Here is a 17,414-nt window from a genome sequence, read left to right as displayed (position 1 = left end):
ACGTAATGTGAGTACATGATGCGAATTTTATTAGCTGAAGACGATCACTCCCAAGCCGAAAGTATTAAAACTTGGCTAGAAATGGACGGTTATAGTGTGGATTGGGTGGATCGTGGAGACTACGCGATTCATGCCATAAAACAGCATCAATATGACTGTATCTTGTTAGACCGAGGTTTACCGCAAGCCACAGGAGATGACATTCTTAAAACCATAAGAACACAACAGCAAGGTATTCCCGTCATTTTCATTACGGCAAGAGATAGCATTCATGACCGTGTTGAAGGTTTAGATTTAGGGGCCAATGACTATTTGGTCAAACCGTTTAGCTTGGAAGAATTATCAGCGCGAGTTCGTACCCAATTACGTTTGCAGCAATCATCGGCGGGTCAGTATTTATCTTTTGCCAACTTGCAACTCGACCCGCAAGCCAAAATTGTTCAGCAAAATGGACAGGTGATTCATCTCACCGCGAAAGAATTTCAGATTTTATATAAATTAATGCAAAAACCTGAACATATTGTGACCCGAGAACAACTCGAAGAGTCGCTGTATGCGTGGGGCGAAGAAATTGAAAGTAATGCCATAGAAGTATTTATTTATCAATTACGGAAGAAAATAGGATCGGATTTGATTAAAACTGTTCGAGGGCTAGGCTATCGTATGAATCAGGATACTTAAATGGCTGCCAAGCATATTTCGATGCAAAAGAGACTGGTTAAGACGTCTGTACTGAGCTCAGTCGCAGCGGGCGCCGTTGCCTTCGTTTTGCTGGTGAGTATTTCAATTTATCAAAGTATGACCATGCAAGACGAAATCATAGATGAAATTGCTGATGCTTTACTGCTTGTTCACCCCAATCAAAATGAAGGAGCACATATTACGCAACTCAGTGATGAATTTGATCTGCAATATCAGTTGATTCATCAGCAAAAGGTTGTGCTTCAATCTGATTCATTTGAATTGGCATCCGTGGTCAACTTTTCAAATATACAGCATGAGCATTTTGATTATGTCTGGGTTCACCATGCCTTATGGCGAAGTTATCAATCCTTTGATCAGGCTACTCAGACGCAGGTGGTGATTTATCAACCCTTAAAAGTTCGTTTTGAAAAAATCTTGAGTAGTTTTGCGATATATGCTGTTTTGTTAATGGTCTTGTGGTTATTACAGTGGTTATTTTCACATTTTGCGATTGCACGTCAGTTCAAAGTTATGCAAATGTTATCTAAAAAAATAGCGGATAAAAGTGCACAGGACTTAACGCCGATTACGCAGAGTGAACCGATCATTGATGAGCTTCAGCCTATAGTTTTACAATTGAATCAGTTGTTACAGCGCCTAGATCAATCCTTGCAAGCAGAGCAGCGCTTTACCGCAGATGCTTCGCATGAATTACGTTCACCACTGTCTGCAATTCAGTTGCGTTTGCAGGTACTCCAACGGAAATATCAAGATCAGCCTCAATTTACGCAGGAATTACAACAAATTCAGCAAGATGTTAGTCGTGGTACACAAGTTTTAGAGAATCTATTGCTGCTCGCACGTTTAGATCCTACGCAAACGACAGATTTACCATTAGCACAGCTGAACTTAGGTCAACTGCTGATGGAGGTGTGGAATAGTCTGGAGATATTTAGGCAGCAGAAGCAGATCCAACTGGTGTCCAATTTGGAGCCTTGTTGGATTGAGGTAAATCCTGAGTTAATGACAGTTTGCTTACGTAATCTTTTGGATAATGCCATACGTTATAGCCAACCTCGTGGGCATGTTTATATACAGGTAACAGCCGAGCAACAACAGGTGTATCTATGTATTGAAAATGAAGGTGAAGGGGTAGATAGCGACACGATCTCGCGTTTGGGTGAGCGTTTTTATCGGGTTTTGGGCAGTAAAACGACAGGTTCTGGCTTAGGGCTTTCGATCTGTAAAAAAATTGTGCAACTACATCACGCGAGCATAGATTTTTCGGTATCTTCTTATGGTGGTTTAAAAGTAGAGTTGTACTTTAGAAAATTTGAAACACCTGAAATTTGAGAGACCGTTATATTCAGTCTGCAAATAAAAAAGCAGTACGCGCTGACATACTGCTAGTTCCCACGTTTATTATTATCAGTTTATTTTGTTTTTATTTCGTGAGAATAAGGCGATTATTCCGAGTTAAACGTAGACGATATTCTTCACCTGCATGCATGATGCGAATTTCACGTCCAAGGGCAAAAAGATTGTTGGAATGTAGCATTGGTAGTGCGTGTGCAGATTCGGTGTGACGTGTAAATAAGCTAAAAGGTGCGTTCATTTTTGTTTGCTCCGTGGTGTATTCTTGAGTGGTTTAAATGATAATCATTATCGAATAGATCTGTCAACGGAAATTTTAGCAATTTATAAAAAAACAAAATTTACTTACACTGACACTAATTTAAAGTGATGGAACCAGTTATGTCCAAGCCGAATATTCATGTCGCTATTGCCTTATTACTGCATCAAAATAAAGTCTTGGTTGGATGGCGCAATGCTGAACAACATCAAGGAAATAAGCATGAATTTCCTGGGGGAAAAGTTGAAGCGAATGAAACACCTTTAGAAGCTTGTCGCCGTGAAGTTTTTGAAGAAGTTGGAGTAGGGCTGAATGACTGGCATACGTTTGATGTGATTTGTCATGAATATGATGATGTAGTGGTAAATTTACATTTATTTCATGTCATTGTGCCTGAAGCATTATTGAATGAAATTCAACAACCATGGACATGGTATAGCCGTGCAGAATTGCTGAGTCTGAATTTTCCGAAAGCCAATTTTAGTATTTTGCAACGCTTGTATTGGCCAAATCAAATTAAAATTTCTGAACATTTGAATGATTTGGAACAACTTAAACCGCAGCAATTACTGTATTGGCGCGTTGAACATACAGCAGCGGATCTGGAAGATTTAGAACAACTTACTGAACAACAAGCAGGTCATTTGATTGTGAATGTACAAGCATGGCAACAATTGACGCTGCCAATGCAGAGCAAAGTAGCGGCAATTCATCTCAAACAGCATCAGTTGATGGCATTGAAGCGTGGAGAACTACCTGTGGGTTTTCGTTTCATCGCAGCTTGTCATGATGTCGTGGCCATACAACATGCGCAAAATATTGGTTGTGATGCCATCATTTTGAGTCCAGTTTTGGCAACAGCGACCCATCCTGATGTAGAACCATTAGGGTGGGAACGGTTTCAAGAATACGCCCAGCAAGTGGATATTCCCGTGTTTGCTTTGGGGGGGATGCATACAGAACTGTTACAACAAGCGCAGTCACATCATGCTTACGGTATTGCAGGGATTCGATATCTTTAAAAAAGCGTTGGCAACTTATTCATAAAATGTAGAACAAGCAGGCATTAAAGTGATTTTAATGCCTGTTGCGCTTGCTGTACGGTTTTGCTGTTATTTTGCTTTTGCCCCGCTTTGGCTACGGCTCCCCAAAGTTGCTTTTTCATGGCTTGGGTTTGCGCATAGCTTAAACCACGACGAGCTAAGGCTTCTGCGTTGGCAGGCTGATTTTTCTGATTTGCAACTAAAGCCAGAAACAAGAAAGTTTCTGCTGACTGCGGTGCTAGACGTTGTGCACGTAAGGCAGCCGCTTCAGCATCATTCCAACGCCCTTGTTTATAAGCTTGCTGTGTTTGTTGCATTAATTGTTTAAAGGCTGGAAGTGAGCGTCCATCTTCAAATTTCTGCTGAGTTTTTTGTTCAGGAACGATGACTTGCACTTGTTGCCGTTTAATTTCTGGTTGATCGTATGGGGTAATGACCACACCAGAAGATTTTGGTTGTTCAGCTTTAGGTTTTTCGGTTGTAACAGCCGGTTTAGCAAGCTCAGGCTCTGGTAGGCTTTGGCAGCCTACTAAAGCCATAACAGCAGCAGAAAGGAGAATGGGTCTCAGCATGTGCAATTAAAATTCCTTAGTTGGCATACGTTCCGCTTGAAATGACACGACCTGAATTTTGATCCAAGTCATTTTGCATGTCACTTTCACTCTCGCGGATATAGTTGTCCATACTATCGGGTTGCGCTGGTTGGTTCTGGTTCATTTCCGTATCAGGTGTGTAAACTGGTTCCACTTGGTAGTGAGGAAAGCCGCATGCTGTAGCACGACGTGGTACAGCACTCCTTAATAACGGTATATACAATGCACCTTCACAACCCTGAGCCGATAAGTTGCCTGAGCCACTATCGATCCATTGCCATTGCACATCGTCGGTTTGACGTAAATTGACTGGTTTTTGACGTAATTGACTCATGACATTGGTCCACACAGGTAAAGCACCTGAAGAACCTGTCAGTCCAGTGACTTTATTGTCATCTAAACCTAGCCAAACCACACTGAGATAATTGCCTGAGTATCCTGCAAACCATGAGTCACGGGTATCATTGGTGGTGCCTGATTTACCAGCAAGCTTTAATGAACTTGGCAAGGTGCTGTAAGCAGAACGACCTGTACCAGAGTTCATCACCTGTTGTAGGCCATAATTCACAATATAGGCCGCCGCAGGATCGATGGTTTGTTGCACGGTTAAACTATAACGCTCTAAAACACGACCATTAGAATCGACCACTGAGCGAATCGATTTAATTGGGTATTTGAAACCACCTGTAGCAAAGTTTCCATAGATGCTCATGACCTCCATTGGAGACATGTCTACCGCACCCAAGAAGATAGAAGGGTAGGTTGGAATGTTGGAAGTGACACCAAATTTTTTCAAATGATTACTAAAGCTGGCCACCCCAAATTCTTGCCCTAGACGAACTGCAGACAAGTTATAAGAGTTAGATAGGGCTTGTACCATTGGTACGACACCATGTTCACCACCACTATAGTTTTTCGGCGTCCAAGATTTACCTTCACTTGGAATGCTAATGCTGCTGTCTTCAATTGGGCTAGCCCAGTTGTAACGTCCAGACTCTATCGCACTGAGATAAATCACTGGTTTGAGTAATGAACCAACTTGGCGTTTAGCATCGAGTGCGCGGTTAAAACCTGTAAAATCTTGGGTTGACCCTACCGCAGCAACCAGTTCACCATTTTCAGGATGAGAAACTAATACCGCACCCTGTAAATCTTTTAATCGATTTGGATTGTTTTTTGTTAAGCGCTCAACTGAATCTTTAAATGCAGTCTGGATGTTGGTTTGTGCAATTGGGTCAAGCGTGGTGAAGATTTTTAAACCTTGGTTGGTTAAATCAGACTCTTGATATTCGGTCCGTAATTGACGACGTACAATATCTAGAAAATCAGGGAAACGCGCAGGTCCTAATGTTGGTTTTGCTAAAACATTCAATGGACGGGCAATTTCACGTTCATATTGTTCTTGCGACAAATAACCCATGACCAACATGTTATTTAACACGATATCACGACGCTTTTTAGCACCTTCAGGGTTACGCCAAGGATTGAATAACGAAGGACCTTGTACTAAACCAACCAAATAGGCTTGTTGTGAGGTATTGAGTTCACGTAGCGGTAAACCAAAATAGAATTGTGAGGCCAAACCATAACCATTAATAGAATAGTTACCATTTTGTCCCAAATTCACTTCATTTAAATATGCTTCGAGAATTTCATCTTTGTTGTAATGTAGTTCAACCAAAAGCGCCATTAAGGCTTCGTTGACTTTACGCTTTAAAGTACGTTCTGGACTTAAATAGAAGTTTTTAACCAACTGTTGCGTAAGCGTAGATCCACCTTGGCGTTTTCCTCCAGTCACATTACTGACCAAAGCACGCGCAGTCCCTCGAACAGAAATACCATGATGCTTATAGAAGTTACGGTCTTCAGTTGCAATTAAGGCTTCAATTAAGGGTTTCGGCACATTGGATAATTTAATCAGGACGCGATCTTCATTGTGCTGCGGGTAAATACCACCAATCAATAAAGGTTCTAAACGCGCAATCCCTGTAGAAGAAGGCTTGGTCGCACTTACTTCACTGATTTGGTCATTCGCAAAACTGACTTTTAAAACTTGTTCAGGTTCGACACTATCACCGAAGTCAAAGCCACGGGTGTGCACATATAAAGTATCTCCCGAGCTAACATAGCTACCCGATTTCGCATAACTATCCGCATTGTTATAGCCCAAAAGTTTCAATTCTTGATTGAAGTCTTTCTGGTTAATCGATGCATTGGTATAGATTTCTAGCGGACGAGCAAAAACCTTCGCAGGAATATCCCAGCGCTTACCTTCAAACTTTTCTCTCACAATATTATCTAGACGAATCAGGTAAAAACTAAATGCTAGAAAAATACCAATGACCAATATGGAGAAAATAAGTGCGAATAATCCTATGCCACGTTCAAACTTCATAAAAAGTGATAAGATCCTGATAAATTTTGCTAATCATGCGAAGCTTTTTCCCAATTTGCAATAATAAATCTGTCACAGATGCGAAAAGCCAGATAAAAGCTTGAGCTAATCAGGCTATTTATAAGGTTTTTTATTTCAATCGGGTTAATGGTATTATAAGTCAGAATCCTAACGGAGCGATCACATAGGTGCAACTTTCACACAAGTCTTTTCGGAATATTGGATTAATTGGTCGACCAGACAAATCTTCTGTTGTTGAAACTTTAAGCCTCATTCACGATCATCTTATGAGCTTGGGCTTACATCCTGTTTTTGATGCAGAAACTGCCGAGCTTGTTCCGTATAAGAATACACAAACGGTCAGCCGAGCATTATTGGGTGAGGTTGTAGATTTGGTCATTGTGGTTGGGGGTGATGGTTCTTTATTGCATGCTGCGCGCTCTTTGGTGAAATACAATACGCCTGTGATTGGTGTAAACCGTGGACGCTTAGGGTTTCTGACCGATATTAAACCGACTGAAGTTATCTATAAGCTTGATCAAGTCTTACAAGGTGAATTTCAGCAAGACCGCCGTTTTTTGTTGGAAATGGAAGTTCGCTCCAAAGGTGAAACGATTCATGATGCAATTGCCTTAAATGATGTTGTGCTACATTCGGGCAAATCTGTACACATGATTGACTTTGATTTAAACATCGATGGGCAATATGTGTACCGTCAGCACAGTGATGGGCTGATTGTTTCTACCCCAACGGGTTCAACTGCCTATGCATTGTCGGGCGGTGGTCCAATTGTACATCCGAGTATGGATGCAATTTCCTTAGTCCCAATGCATCCACATACACTCTCATCACGTCCAATTGTTGTGGGTGGGCATAGTGAAATTAAAATTCTGATTCGTGAAAATCGTGTATTGCCAATGGTCAGCGCCGATGGGCAACATAGTGTTTCACTCAATGTGGGAGATAGTTTGCATATCCGCAAACATCCATTTAAATTAAACCTCTTGCATCCGCCTGGGTATGACTTTTATATGGCTTGTCGTACCAAATTAGGTTGGAATCGTGATTTTGATTCATTGCAACAACAGGATTAAATATGAATATTGAACAAATGCTGGCTGTACTCGATCCTGATATTGTTGGTCGTTTAAAGACTGCGATTGAAATTGGGAAATGGCCAAATGGTGTTGCATTAACCAAAGAGCAACGTGAAATTTGTATGCAAGCCGTGTATGCATGGGAAATGAAGCATTTACCAGAAGCGGAGCGTAGCGGTTATATTGATCGTGGCACCAAAGAAGAAGGTGAAGAGTGTGATGACGATCATCACAAAAATGAGCCTGAATTTAAGCCAATTCGTTTTGTTTAAGCCAAAAAGTTTTGCTAAAACAAGATATATAAAAAAGGACTCTAAATTGAGTCCTTTTTGTTAATTGTCATATTTTTGTCATTACATTGGAATGGCAAAATTAAAAACGATTTAACCAAAGCTTTTTCGCTTTTAGCATCGCGTCAGGGTAACTTTCACAGACTCCCATCGTATACAAAGCAATGCCTATAGTTTCTATGACCGCAGTTTCACCATATTCATGCTGTTGCTGACCTTGCCAGACAGATTTAAACACTGCCAAATCAAGTTCTTCTTCGACAGGACTTCTATTATCTGTCAGTTTAGGAAGCTCGTGTTCATAGAGTTCCCCATTTTTAATGCCACAAATTAAAGTTTTGGCATCAGGGTTGCGCTCGAATTCACCGCCTTCACCTTTAATGACAGCACTATTTTGATAACCAAGTTTAAAAGCAGCCTGTTGATGAGAACTACGATACGCAGGATGGAAAATGGCTTGTAAAGTGGCTTTGGCATTAAACGGATTAATCAGTCGCGCCAAGGTATGAATGGGTGAGCGTAATCCCATGACGTTGCGTAATGCAATCAGTTCACTCAGGATGGGTGAAATAACCTCTAAGGGTAAATAGGCAAAATTACGTTGTTGTAGTTGCTGTTCAACATCATCTTGATTTTGGCAGATGGGGAAATCTAAATATTCAAGCACTTGTTCGGTATACACACGGTTTAAGGTGTGCCCCGCAGCACCATGCATGACAATTTTATAGCCGTGATGCGCTAATGTTAATGCTGCCAATAAGAACCAAGGATAATGTTTACGTTTCCCTGCATACGAAGACCAATCTAAATCGACTTCAAGGGCTTTAAAATTTAACGAGTCACGTGTTGCTTGTACAAAACCAGCCAATTCATCTACAGATTCTTCTTTTACACGTAACAGCATTAAAAAAGCACCCAATTGCACATCTAGGACTTCACCATTCAAAATCATTTTGAATGCTTGATAGGCTTCATCATAAGTGAGTGAACGTGCACCATTCTTGCCTTTACCGACAATACGGACAAATTGGGCAAAAGGATGCTCAAAATCTTTGTATAAATTTCTTTTGGTTGTCATTCGCTCAGATCACTGTGTAATTTCGTATTTTGGGGAGAAAAGTTTAAATTGATAATAGAAAGATTTTGATGTAAAAGAAAGAAAAATGATGGCTTGGATATACGACCAATGTCTAATAAAAAAAGAACATAATTTAATCGAATTTAAAAATATATGTAGATTTACTGTTCAAAAATTCGGTAGAATCCCAACAAATAAGGATGACTGTTAAGTTTTTCTTATGAGTTGTTTTTTCTATCATATTGAAAATACTCATTTTCAATAGTCTAACTGCGACGGAATCGCGGATATTATTATTTAGTTTAATGAGAAGGTATTAAGATTGACTTAATACCTCTAGCCTTTTGTAGTGATTATAAAAGGAATTTTTAAGGGCTGTGTATTCTTAGGAATAGACAAATATTGGATGTTTCTAGTTCTAGAAATATGTTTAGAAGTAACGCTATGGCTAAAAAACCCATCTATAAATCACTGTATTTCCAAGTGATTGTTGCCATCATTGCAGGTATTCTGGTTGGTCATTTCTCTCCAAGTGGAACCCAGATTGTAAATGGTGCTGAACAATATGTCCCAGGTTTAGGCGAACAGCTGAAACCTTTAGGTGATGCATTTATCCGATTGATTAAAATGATCATCGCTCCAGTGATTTTCTGTACAGTTGTTAGCGGTATTGCTGGCATGGAAAGCATGAAATCAGTGGGTAAAACGGGTGGTATTGCTCTCCTTTATTTTGAAATCGTTTCTACTATTGCCTTACTCATTGGTTTATTGGTAATTAACATTGCCAAACCAGGTGTAGGTATGAACATTGACCCTGCATCTTTAGATGTATCGGGTATTTCTAAATATGTAGAATCAGGTCAGTCACAAAGTACTGTCGATTTCTTAATGAATATCATCCCACATACTGTGGTGGGTGCCTTTGCTGAAGGTGAAATTCTTCAAGTATTGTTATTCGCTATTTTGTTTGGATTCGCACTACATAAATTAGGTGATTCTGGTAAACCAGTTCTGAAGCTAATTGACCAAATTTCGCATGTCTTCTTCAATATTGTAAATATGATTATGAAGCTTGCGCCTATTGGTGCTTTCGGTGCAATGGCATTTACCATTGGTAAATATGGTATTGGCAGCCTAGCGCAATTGGCTCAGCTAATTATCTGCTTCTACATTACCTGTTTATTGTTCATTTTTATTGTACTGGGTTCTATCAGCCGTTTTTGTGGTTTCAGTATCTTGAAAATGATTCGCATGATTCGCGAAGAATTATTGATTGTTTTAGGAACATCATCTTCAGAATCAGTATTGCCACGTATGTTGAAGAAGCTTGAAATTGCAGGTTGTGAAAAATCTGTAGTGGGTCTTGTGATTCCAACAGGTTATTCATTTAACCTAGATGGTACTTCAATTTACTTGACTATGGCGGCGGTCTTTATTGCTCAAGCAACCAATACTCAATTAGATATTTCACATCAAATTACTTTGTTATTGGTGTTGTTGATTTCTTCTAAAGGTGCTGCGGGTGTAACGGGTTCAGGCTTTATTGTTATGGCGGCAACTTTGTCTGCGGTAGGTCATATTCCTGTTGCTGGCTTGGCCTTAATTTTAGGTATTGACCGTTTCATGTCTGAAGCACGTGCATTGACAAACTTAGTGGGTAACTCATTGGCAACAATTGTAGTTGCAAAATGGGTGGGTCAATTAGACAAAGACAGACTAGACTTTGCTTTAGCGAATCCTGAAGAAGTGGATAAGCTTATGCTAGAAGAAAATAATCCATCTCATGCTTAATTATGAGTAATTTAAAAAGGAAGCTACGGCTTCCTTTTTTTATGCCTATAGAATTGACCATATTGCTGTAAATAAGACATAACATGTATATGACAGCAATAAGTAAATTGCCTAGCATGGCAACGTATAAAATTTAAAACAACAAAGGAAGAATGATGTTAGCACATGATGCAGATTTGGAACTTTTTAAAGACAATTTCAAGCGATTTATGCAAGAGCATATTGCCCCAGACTATGACCAATGGGAGCGCGAAGGCATTATGCCACGTTCGGTATGGAACAAATTGGGTGAAAATGGCTTTTTATGTGTAGATGTGCCTGAGCAATATGGTGGTTATGGTGTACCGACCCATTATTCTTTGATGTTGGTGGAAGAGTCTGCCCGTGCAGGCTATGGGGCACTTTCTACTGCGATTTCATGTCATTCTGAAATTGCGGCACCTTATATTTTGCATATTGGAACAGAACAGCAAAAACAATATTGGTTACCCAAAATGGTCGCAGGTGAAGTCGTGGGTGCGATCGGAATGACTGAACCTGGTGCTGGCTCAGATTTACAGGCAATACGTACCACTGCAATTTTGCAAGATGACCATTATGTACTAAATGGTTCGAAAACCTTTATTTCAAATGGACAACATGCAGACCTTGTGGTTCTTGCTGTGAAAACCGATCCGCAAGCACGAGCTAAAGGAGTGTCTTTACTTTTATTAGATACCCATTTAGATGGATTTAAGAAAGGAACCAATTTAGACAAGATTGGGTTGCATTCTCAAGATACCTCAGAGTTATTTTTTGATAATGTGAAAGTACCTAAGGATCAATTATTGGGTCAAGCAGGGCATGGATTTAACTCTCTTATGCAAGAGTTGCCGCGTGAAAGAACAGCGATTGCTGCCACAGCTTTAGGTGCTATTCGTGGGGCACTCGATGTGACCACCCAATATGTCCAAGAACGTCAGGCTTTTGGACAAAAGATAGGTCAATTCCAAAATACTCGTTTTGTGCTGGCACAAGCAAAAATTGATGAACTTGCCACAGCAGCCTTTTATAACCAAAATGTAGAACTTTATATGCAAGGCAAACTTGATGTAGAAACGGCCGCAGCACTCAAAAGTTTTTCAACCGACATGCAAATGAAAGTTGCAGACCAATTATTACAATTGTTTGGGGGCTATGGGTATATGACGGAATATCCAATTTCCCGCTTCTTTGTTGATGCTCGAATTCAACGGATTTATGGTGGAACCAACGAAATTATGAAAGAAATTGTCGCACGCGGAATGATTGGGCGTTAACAATATAAAAGAGCCGAAAGGCTCTTTTTAATGACTTAAAGCTTGAGCACAGTCAAACTTTCACGAATAAAGGCGGGTAAATCTTCTGGAGAGCGCGAAGAAATATACAAGTTATTGTCATTTACAACGGCTTCGTCGTAAAACACTGCACCTGCATTGAGTAAATCAATAATGACAGATTTCATGGTGGTCATACGCCGACCTTTTACCACGCCTGCGTTAATCAGTAATTGTGGCCCATGACAAATACTCATAATCGGTTTTTGTGCATTGGCAAAGCGACGTACAAAATCGACATAGCGTTCATCTGCTCTTAAGTGATCTGGTGAATAGCCACCGGGAATAAGCAGGGCATCAAACTCGTGCACAGTCACATCATCGATACTGAGATCAATGGTGACAGAATATCGGCGTTTTTTTCCATAAACAATATTGCCTGCTTTGTTTTCAATATTGATTACACTATGGCTCGCAGCACGAAAGGCTTCAACGGGTTCGACATATTCCATGTCTTCAAAGTCATGCGTGACTAAAACTGCAATTCTTTTTGGCATTTTTATTCTCCGAATAGCGTTTTTAAAATTAAAATAACAGACAAATTGTGAAATACGTCATATTAAATTGTGGTTAAATTGTGATCTAAAGTAATAGGGCTTGATCATGTCATATTCTTAGTGAAATTTTCTAGTGCTATGTTTTAAATAAAAATAATAAAGATAACGTGATTCATCAATTTTCAGGGTTGTGTGGTATTGATGATGACATTTCATGGAGAGTTTCTATCGTATGAGTCCATGTCTTTAAATCATCTTATTCTCTAGATTGCTAAGCCAGATGCTCTATCTATTCTACAACTCAAAACTTTAGTTAGATTTTGGCAAATATTACGGGCTAGTGGCTTGAAAACAGGGTAAATCCAAAGTTTATTGCCTACCATTTAATTGAACTCTTGATATACTGTCGGCATTCACGTTTTCGAAGGGCGAAATAACAATGATCAACGACGATCAAAACACTACGACTTCTCTGGACTTGACCAAGATTCGCGAAGATATTGATTCTGTCGATCAACAGATTCAACAACTGATTAATCGTCGCGCGCGCTTGGCCGAAGCAGTAGCAAAAGCAAAGTTTGCTTCTGAAGAGAATCCAATGTTTTACCGTCCTGAACGTGAAGCACAAGTTCTGCGTAATGTGATGGAGCGTAATGAAGGGCCTTTGTCCGATGTAACAATGGCACGTTTATTCCGTGAAATTATGTCAGCATGTTTAGCACTAGAAGCACCGCAAAGCATTGCTTTCTTGGGTCCTGTGGGAACATTTACACATTCTGCTGTACTGAAGCATTTTGGGCAGGATGCGGTGGTTCGCCCATTGCCAACAATTGATGAAGTATTCCGTGAAGTTGAAGCGGGCAGTGCACACTATGGTCTAGTACCAGTCGAAAACTCATCTGAAGGGGTCGTGAACCATACTTTAGACTGTTTTAAATCATCGACATTAAATGTGATTGGTGAAGTGGAATTACGTATTCATCATCAATTCTTAATTTCTGAAAATACGCGTAAAGACAGTATTAAGCAGATTTATGCGCATCAACAAACCTTGGCACAGTGCCGTAAATGGTTGGATGCACATTACCCAGGTGTAGAACGTGTTGCACTCAATTCAAATGCAGAAGCGGCGCGCCGTATTCGTAATGAATGGCATTCGGCTGCGATTGCATCTGATGTGGCTGCAAGTATTTATGAGCTAGAAATTCTGCACAGCAATATTGAAGATAATCCAGAAAATACCACGCGTTTCTTGGTAATTGGTCGTGAAAAAGTACCACAAAGTGGCAATGACAAAACCTCTTTGTTGATTTCGGCACATGACCGCGCGGGTGCATTACTTGAAATCTTAGCACCTTTTGCAAAACACCAAATTAGTTTGACCAGTATTGAAACGCGTCCTGCTTTACCAGAAAAATGGGCTTATGTGTTCTTCATTGACCTTGAAGGGCATATCGAACAAGAAAATGTGAAGGCGGCAATTGAAGAAATTCGTCCTTTAGTGAAAGAAGTACGTGTATTGGGCTCTTATCCAATCGCTGTGCTATAACATTCGCTATAAAAGATGGTTTGCTGTCTCGCATGATTGAAGCTTAATTTTGATTAGCTCAATAATGTCGAGACTGCTTGCAAAAATCTTTAAGTTAAAAAAACTTAGACATGATCATATCGTTGAAATGCACTTGCCAAAGTGTGGGGTTTAGAGGCGAAAGCATAAAAGATGACACAGCCATTATTTGAAAAAGTTGCATTTATTGGACTTGGCCTGATTGGTTCAAGTCTGGCTCGTGTAATAGTTGCTGAAAAATTGGCGAAACAAATTGTCGCATCAACACGTTCAAGCAAGACCTTGGAAGATGCAAAAGCTTTAGGCTTAATTGCAGAGGGCTTTAGTAATCCAGTCGATGCTGTTCAAGGTGCCGATTTAGTGGTACTTGCTTTGCCTGTACGAGCGACTGAAAAAGCTTTAGCGACGATTAAGCCTTATTTATCTGAAAACTGCATCATTACCGATGTGGGCAGCACTAAAGGAAATGTTGTCGATGCAGCCAAAGCTGTTTATGGCGAAACGCTTCCTGCTGGTTTTGTGCCAGGTCATCCAATTGCGGGTGCGGAACATACAGGTGTTCATGCAGGTAAAGTCGATTTATTTGCACATCATAAAGTTATTCTGACACCACTGCCAAGCAGTGCACCCTGGGCGGTTGAAAAACTAATTACCCTTTGGCAAGCGGCAAAAGCTGAAGTCATTTGCATGGATGTGGAAAAACACGATGAAGTGTTGGCGCATACCAGTCATTTACCGCATTTGATGGCATTTAACTTGGTCGAACAATTGGCCAATCGAGCAGATAATCTGGATATCTTCCGTTATGCTGCGGGTGGATTCCGTGATTTTTCGCGTATTGCGGCCAGTGATCCGCAAATGTGGCATGACATCTTTTTTGCCAATAAAAAAGCTATTTTGAATGCTGTGGATGGCTTTGAACAACAACTTGCTGTACTCAGAAAACTGATTGAAGATGAAGATTCGCCAGCCTTAATGGGTTTGCTTGGCAATGCTCAAGCTGCACGACAACATTTCAATCATATGTTAGCCAAGAAACCCCTGATGGAGAAAAATAAGGTGACACAACAATTTACCATTTTACCAGGCCCTAAAACGTTCCAAGGTAAGTTTACCGTGCCTGGAGACAAGTCTGTGTCTCACCGCTCTATCATGTTTGGTGCGATTGCAGAAGGCACAACCCATGTAACAGGCTTTCTTGAAGGTGAAGATGCTTTGGCAACACTACAAGCCTTCCGTGACATGGGGGTGAGTATTGAAGGTCCTAAAAATGGTGAAGTGACTATTCATGGCGTTGGTATGCAAGGTCTAAAAGCACCTGCAAGCGCGTTGTATATGGGCAACTCAGGCACCTCTATGCGTCTTTTATCAGGAATGCTTTCTGCACAAAAATTTGATTCAGTTATGACGGGTGATGCTTCGTTGTCAAAACGTCCGATGGAACGAATTGCGAAACCCTTACGTGAAATGGGTGCACAAATTCAAACCACAGGTGAACGTGGTACACCGCCAGTTTCGATTACAGGTAGCCAACCGCTAAAAGGTATTCATTACGATTTGCCAATGGCTTCTGCTCAGGTGAAATCAGGTATTCTATTGGCAGGTTTGTGGGCAGCGGGTGAAACGTCTGTGACTGAACCAGAGCCAACACGTGATCATACCGAGCGCATGTTACGTGCTTTTGGTTATGAAGTAAAAACTGAAGGTAATCGTATTTCACTGCAAGGTGGTGGTAAGTTAGTTGGTACTGACATTCAGGTGCCATCTGATATTTCTTCTGCGGCATTCTTTATGGTGGGTGCTGCCATTACCGAAGGTTCAGATGTAACGCTTGAAGCTGTGGGCATTAACCCAACACGTACAGGCGTGATTGAAATTTTGAAACAAATGGGTGCTGATCTCACTGTTGAAAATGAGCGTATTGCAGGTGGCGAACCTATTGCAGATATTCGTATTCGCGGTAGTCGTACTTTAAAAGGTATTCATATGCCTGAAGACCAAGTACCGCTAGCGATTGATGAGTTTCCAGCATTGTTTGTTGCCGCGGCATGTGCCGAAGGTCAAACTGTGCTGACAGGTGCAGCAGAATTGCGTGTGAAAGAATCTGACCGTATTCAAGTCATGGCAGATGGTTTGAAAACCATGGGCATTGATTGCACACCGACTGATGATGGCATCATCATCGAAGGTAAAGGTCAATCTGGAGATTGGTCGGCAATCTTTGCGGGTGGTGAAATTGAATCACATCATGACCACCGTATTGCGATGAGCTTTAGTATGGCTGGTTTACGTAGTTCAGGTGAAATTAAAATTCTGGGTACAGAAACTGTTGCAACCAGTTTTCCGACATTTACAGAACTTGCCAATCAAGCAGGCTTAGCCATTCAGGTGACTGAATAAGTCTTGTGACTCAACAAGTCAATTATTTATGATTCAACAGCCAAGCAAATGCTTGGCTGTTTTGTTTTTATTGCTTATGCTAAACCCATAAAACAAGAATGCCTTTAGGTCGAGCTATGCGAAAATTACAATTCACTGCCAATTGCGAACAGCATCAACATGTCATGGACGCAAAGAACCAATGTCATATTACCCAAGAATATGTGGCGGATTTATTGGTCGGCAAACTCAATCAATATGGCTTCCATACCTTGCCACAAAGTGGTGATCATGTTGCTGTAAGTGTCGATAATCATGCCTTGCCTTTGTCGATTACCTGTCAAAGTTCAGATCAAGAAGGGCATTTGGTTTGTGAGATTACCTCATACCCAACGGAAGATCAGGATTGGCTGGATCGTATCAATGAGCGCAGTTTATTAAATCAATTGGCACAAGCTGTTGAAAATGCATTGAAAACTGATGAGAGTTTCAGCGGATTTGAGTGGTTGTGAAAGCCAAGAGTAAGGTTTGTGTATAACAAGAGACAGTTTGAACCTACTTTAACTCAGTAGTAAGCGGCTTGAACTCGACGGCTTTCAAGAAAAAGATGCATCTGAAGCCTATGCAGCAATTACTCCAAATCTGGCGCGACATATGGCATGGGATGTGCCTGAGTCTGAGGAAAAGTTTCGTGAAGTGTGGCTTTCATGGTTGCATAAGATGCAAACTCAGGATGAATTGGTTTTTGTTATAAGAGATCAAATCACTAGTGAATTTAGAGGTTTATGTGGGTTACATCGTTTAAAGAGTGAAGCACCGACTGTTGGAATTTGGGTGAAAGAGTCGCAGCATGGGCATAAATTTGGACGAGAAGCTGTTGAAACTCTGATTAGATTCGCGTTTGAAGACTTAGGATTATGACAGCTCTATTATCCAGTCGCTGAAGAAAATTGGGCAAGTCGTAAAATTGCGGAAACTCTCGGGGGGAAGATCATCAAGCACTTGGCTCAAA

At 40.7% G+C, this 17,414-nt stretch carries 15 protein-coding genes and 1 pseudogene; 11 read left to right on the top strand and 5 right to left on the bottom strand.

Features of this window, described 5'->3' with window-relative positions; all coding sequences use genetic code 11:
* The first annotated feature begins 18 nt into the window (after window positions 1-18).
* Both E0H87_RS12100 and E0H87_RS12095 read left to right on the top strand, forming a co-directional pair.
* Window positions 19-681 (top strand): response regulator transcription factor, encoded by a 663-nt coding sequence (locus E0H87_RS12100; protein WP_131323832.1) that lies wholly within the window; start codon window positions 19-21, stop codon window positions 679-681.
* On the top strand, window positions 682-2,037 hold the full coding sequence (locus E0H87_RS12095) for a sensor histidine kinase (RefSeq protein ID WP_131323831.1): 1,356 nt from the start codon (window positions 682-684) through the stop codon (window positions 2,035-2,037).
* Window positions 2,038-2,128: 91 nt separating this feature from the next.
* Here E0H87_RS12095 and hemP read toward each other — a convergent pair whose 3' ends face one another.
* Window positions 2,129-2,299, bottom strand: a complete 171-nt coding sequence (gene hemP / locus E0H87_RS12090; protein WP_044739433.1) for a hemin uptake protein HemP — start codon at window positions 2,297-2,299, stop codon at window positions 2,129-2,131.
* 140 nt (window positions 2,300-2,439) lie between these two features.
* On the opposite strand from hemP, the gene E0H87_RS12085 reads away from it, so the two are divergent.
* Window positions 2,440-3,339: a thiamine phosphate synthase gene (locus E0H87_RS12085; protein WP_131323830.1), complete on the top strand. Its 900-nt coding sequence runs from the start codon at window positions 2,440-2,442 to the stop codon at window positions 3,337-3,339.
* Between the two features lie 44 nt (window positions 3,340-3,383).
* Here the strand turns inward: E0H87_RS12085 and E0H87_RS12080 are convergent, their stop codons facing one another.
* Entirely contained in the window at window positions 3,384-3,932 is a 549-nt protein-coding gene (locus E0H87_RS12080) for a tetratricopeptide repeat protein (protein WP_131323829.1), read from the bottom strand.
* Window positions 3,933-3,948: 16 nt separating this feature from the next.
* Window positions 3,949-6,348 carry a penicillin-binding protein 1B gene (gene mrcB, locus E0H87_RS12075; protein ID WP_131323828.1) on the bottom strand — a complete coding sequence of 800 codons (2,400 nt, stop codon included), beginning with the start codon at window positions 6,346-6,348 and terminating at the stop codon, window positions 3,949-3,951.
* A 188-nt stretch (window positions 6,349-6,536) separates the two neighbouring features.
* Between mrcB and E0H87_RS12070 the strand changes: the two genes are divergently transcribed.
* Together E0H87_RS12070 and E0H87_RS12065 are read left to right on the top strand one after the other, a co-directional pair.
* Window positions 6,537-7,442 carry an NAD(+) kinase gene (locus E0H87_RS12070; RefSeq protein WP_131323827.1) on the top strand — a complete coding sequence of 302 codons (906 nt, stop codon included), beginning with the start codon at window positions 6,537-6,539 and terminating at the stop codon, window positions 7,440-7,442.
* A gap of 2 nt (window positions 7,443-7,444) precedes the next feature.
* Window positions 7,445-7,717, top strand: coding sequence for a YeaC family protein (locus E0H87_RS12065; RefSeq protein WP_131323826.1), 273 nt, complete (start codon window positions 7,445-7,447; stop codon window positions 7,715-7,717).
* A gap of 100 nt (window positions 7,718-7,817) precedes the next feature.
* Here the strand turns inward: E0H87_RS12065 and E0H87_RS12060 are convergent, their stop codons facing one another.
* On the bottom strand, window positions 7,818-8,813 hold the full coding sequence (locus E0H87_RS12060) for a glycosyl transferase family protein (RefSeq protein WP_131323825.1): 996 nt from the start codon (window positions 8,811-8,813) through the stop codon (window positions 7,818-7,820).
* A 444-nt stretch (window positions 8,814-9,257) separates the two neighbouring features.
* On the opposite strand from E0H87_RS12060, the gene E0H87_RS12055 reads away from it, so the two are divergent.
* A complete protein-coding gene (locus E0H87_RS12055) occupies window positions 9,258-10,604 on the top strand; it encodes a dicarboxylate/amino acid:cation symporter (protein WP_131263722.1) in 1,347 nt (448 codons plus the stop codon).
* Between the two features lie 155 nt (window positions 10,605-10,759).
* The gene (locus tag E0H87_RS12050) at window positions 10,760-11,902 is read left to right on the top strand and encodes an acyl-CoA dehydrogenase family protein (RefSeq protein WP_131323824.1); all 1,143 of its coding nucleotides are present in this window, start codon (window positions 10,760-10,762) and stop codon (window positions 11,900-11,902) included.
* Window positions 11,903-11,937: 35 nt separating this feature from the next.
* Here E0H87_RS12050 and E0H87_RS12045 read toward each other — a convergent pair whose 3' ends face one another.
* Entirely contained in the window at window positions 11,938-12,456 is a 519-nt protein-coding gene (locus E0H87_RS12045) for a type 1 glutamine amidotransferase domain-containing protein (RefSeq protein ID WP_131323823.1), read from the bottom strand.
* Window positions 12,457-12,895: 439 nt separating this feature from the next.
* Between E0H87_RS12045 and pheA the strand changes: the two genes are divergently transcribed.
* From pheA to E0H87_RS16215, 4 genes and pseudogenes are all read left to right on the top strand, one after another.
* Window positions 12,896-14,005 (top strand): prephenate dehydratase, encoded by a 1,110-nt coding sequence (gene pheA, locus E0H87_RS12040; protein ID WP_016167477.1) that lies wholly within the window; start codon window positions 12,896-12,898, stop codon window positions 14,003-14,005.
* A 171-nt stretch (window positions 14,006-14,176) separates the two neighbouring features.
* The gene (locus tag E0H87_RS12035; protein WP_131323822.1) at window positions 14,177-16,423 is read left to right on the top strand and encodes a bifunctional prephenate dehydrogenase/3-phosphoshikimate 1-carboxyvinyltransferase; all 2,247 of its coding nucleotides are present in this window, start codon (window positions 14,177-14,179) and stop codon (window positions 16,421-16,423) included.
* A gap of 116 nt (window positions 16,424-16,539) precedes the next feature.
* Window positions 16,540-16,914 (top strand): hypothetical protein, encoded by a 375-nt coding sequence (locus E0H87_RS12030; RefSeq protein ID WP_131323821.1) that lies wholly within the window; start codon window positions 16,540-16,542, stop codon window positions 16,912-16,914.
* A gap of 76 nt (window positions 16,915-16,990) precedes the next feature.
* Window positions 16,991-17,323, top strand: a pseudogene (locus E0H87_RS16215) (GNAT family N-acetyltransferase); the annotation flags it as partial.
* Between the last annotated feature and the right edge of the window lie 91 nt (window positions 17,324-17,414).

The sequence above is a fragment of the Acinetobacter sp. ANC 4178 genome, from assembly GCF_004331175.1.
Classification (GTDB): Bacteria; Pseudomonadota; Gammaproteobacteria; order Pseudomonadales; family Moraxellaceae; genus Acinetobacter.
Note: the sequence above shows the minus strand (reverse complement) of the source record. Positions and strands in the feature narration are given on the sequence as shown.

Excerpts from the sequence above, each read along its gene's own strand:
- E0H87_RS12100 (WP_131323832.1), top strand. The coding sequence starts at position 19 with ATGCGAATTTTATTAGCTGAAGACGATCACTCCCAAGCCGAAAGTATT.
- E0H87_RS12095 (WP_131323831.1), top strand. The coding sequence starts at position 682 with ATGGCTGCCAAGCATATTTCGATGCAAAAGAGACTGGTTAAGACGTCT.
- hemP (WP_044739433.1), bottom strand. The coding sequence starts at position 2,299 with ATGAACGCACCTTTTAGCTTATTTACACGTCACACCGAATCTGCACAC.
- E0H87_RS12085 (WP_131323830.1), top strand. The coding sequence starts at position 2,440 with ATGTCCAAGCCGAATATTCATGTCGCTATTGCCTTATTACTGCATCAA.
- E0H87_RS12080 (WP_131323829.1), bottom strand. The coding sequence starts at position 3,932 with ATGCTGAGACCCATTCTCCTTTCTGCTGCTGTTATGGCTTTAGTAGGC.
- mrcB (WP_131323828.1), bottom strand. The coding sequence starts at position 6,348 with ATGAAGTTTGAACGTGGCATAGGATTATTCGCACTTATTTTCTCCATA.
- E0H87_RS12065 (WP_131323826.1), top strand. The coding sequence starts at position 7,445 with ATGAATATTGAACAAATGCTGGCTGTACTCGATCCTGATATTGTTGGT.
- E0H87_RS12060 (WP_131323825.1), bottom strand. The coding sequence starts at position 8,813 with ATGACAACCAAAAGAAATTTATACAAAGATTTTGAGCATCCTTTTGCC.
- E0H87_RS12055 (WP_131263722.1), top strand. The coding sequence starts at position 9,258 with ATGGCTAAAAAACCCATCTATAAATCACTGTATTTCCAAGTGATTGTT.
- E0H87_RS12050 (WP_131323824.1), top strand. The coding sequence starts at position 10,760 with ATGTTAGCACATGATGCAGATTTGGAACTTTTTAAAGACAATTTCAAG.
- E0H87_RS12045 (WP_131323823.1), bottom strand. The coding sequence starts at position 12,456 with ATGCCAAAAAGAATTGCAGTTTTAGTCACGCATGACTTTGAAGACATG.
- pheA (WP_016167477.1), top strand. The coding sequence starts at position 12,896 with ATGATCAACGACGATCAAAACACTACGACTTCTCTGGACTTGACCAAG.
- E0H87_RS12035 (WP_131323822.1), top strand. The coding sequence starts at position 14,177 with ATGACACAGCCATTATTTGAAAAAGTTGCATTTATTGGACTTGGCCTG.
- E0H87_RS12030 (WP_131323821.1), top strand. The coding sequence starts at position 16,540 with ATGCGAAAATTACAATTCACTGCCAATTGCGAACAGCATCAACATGTC.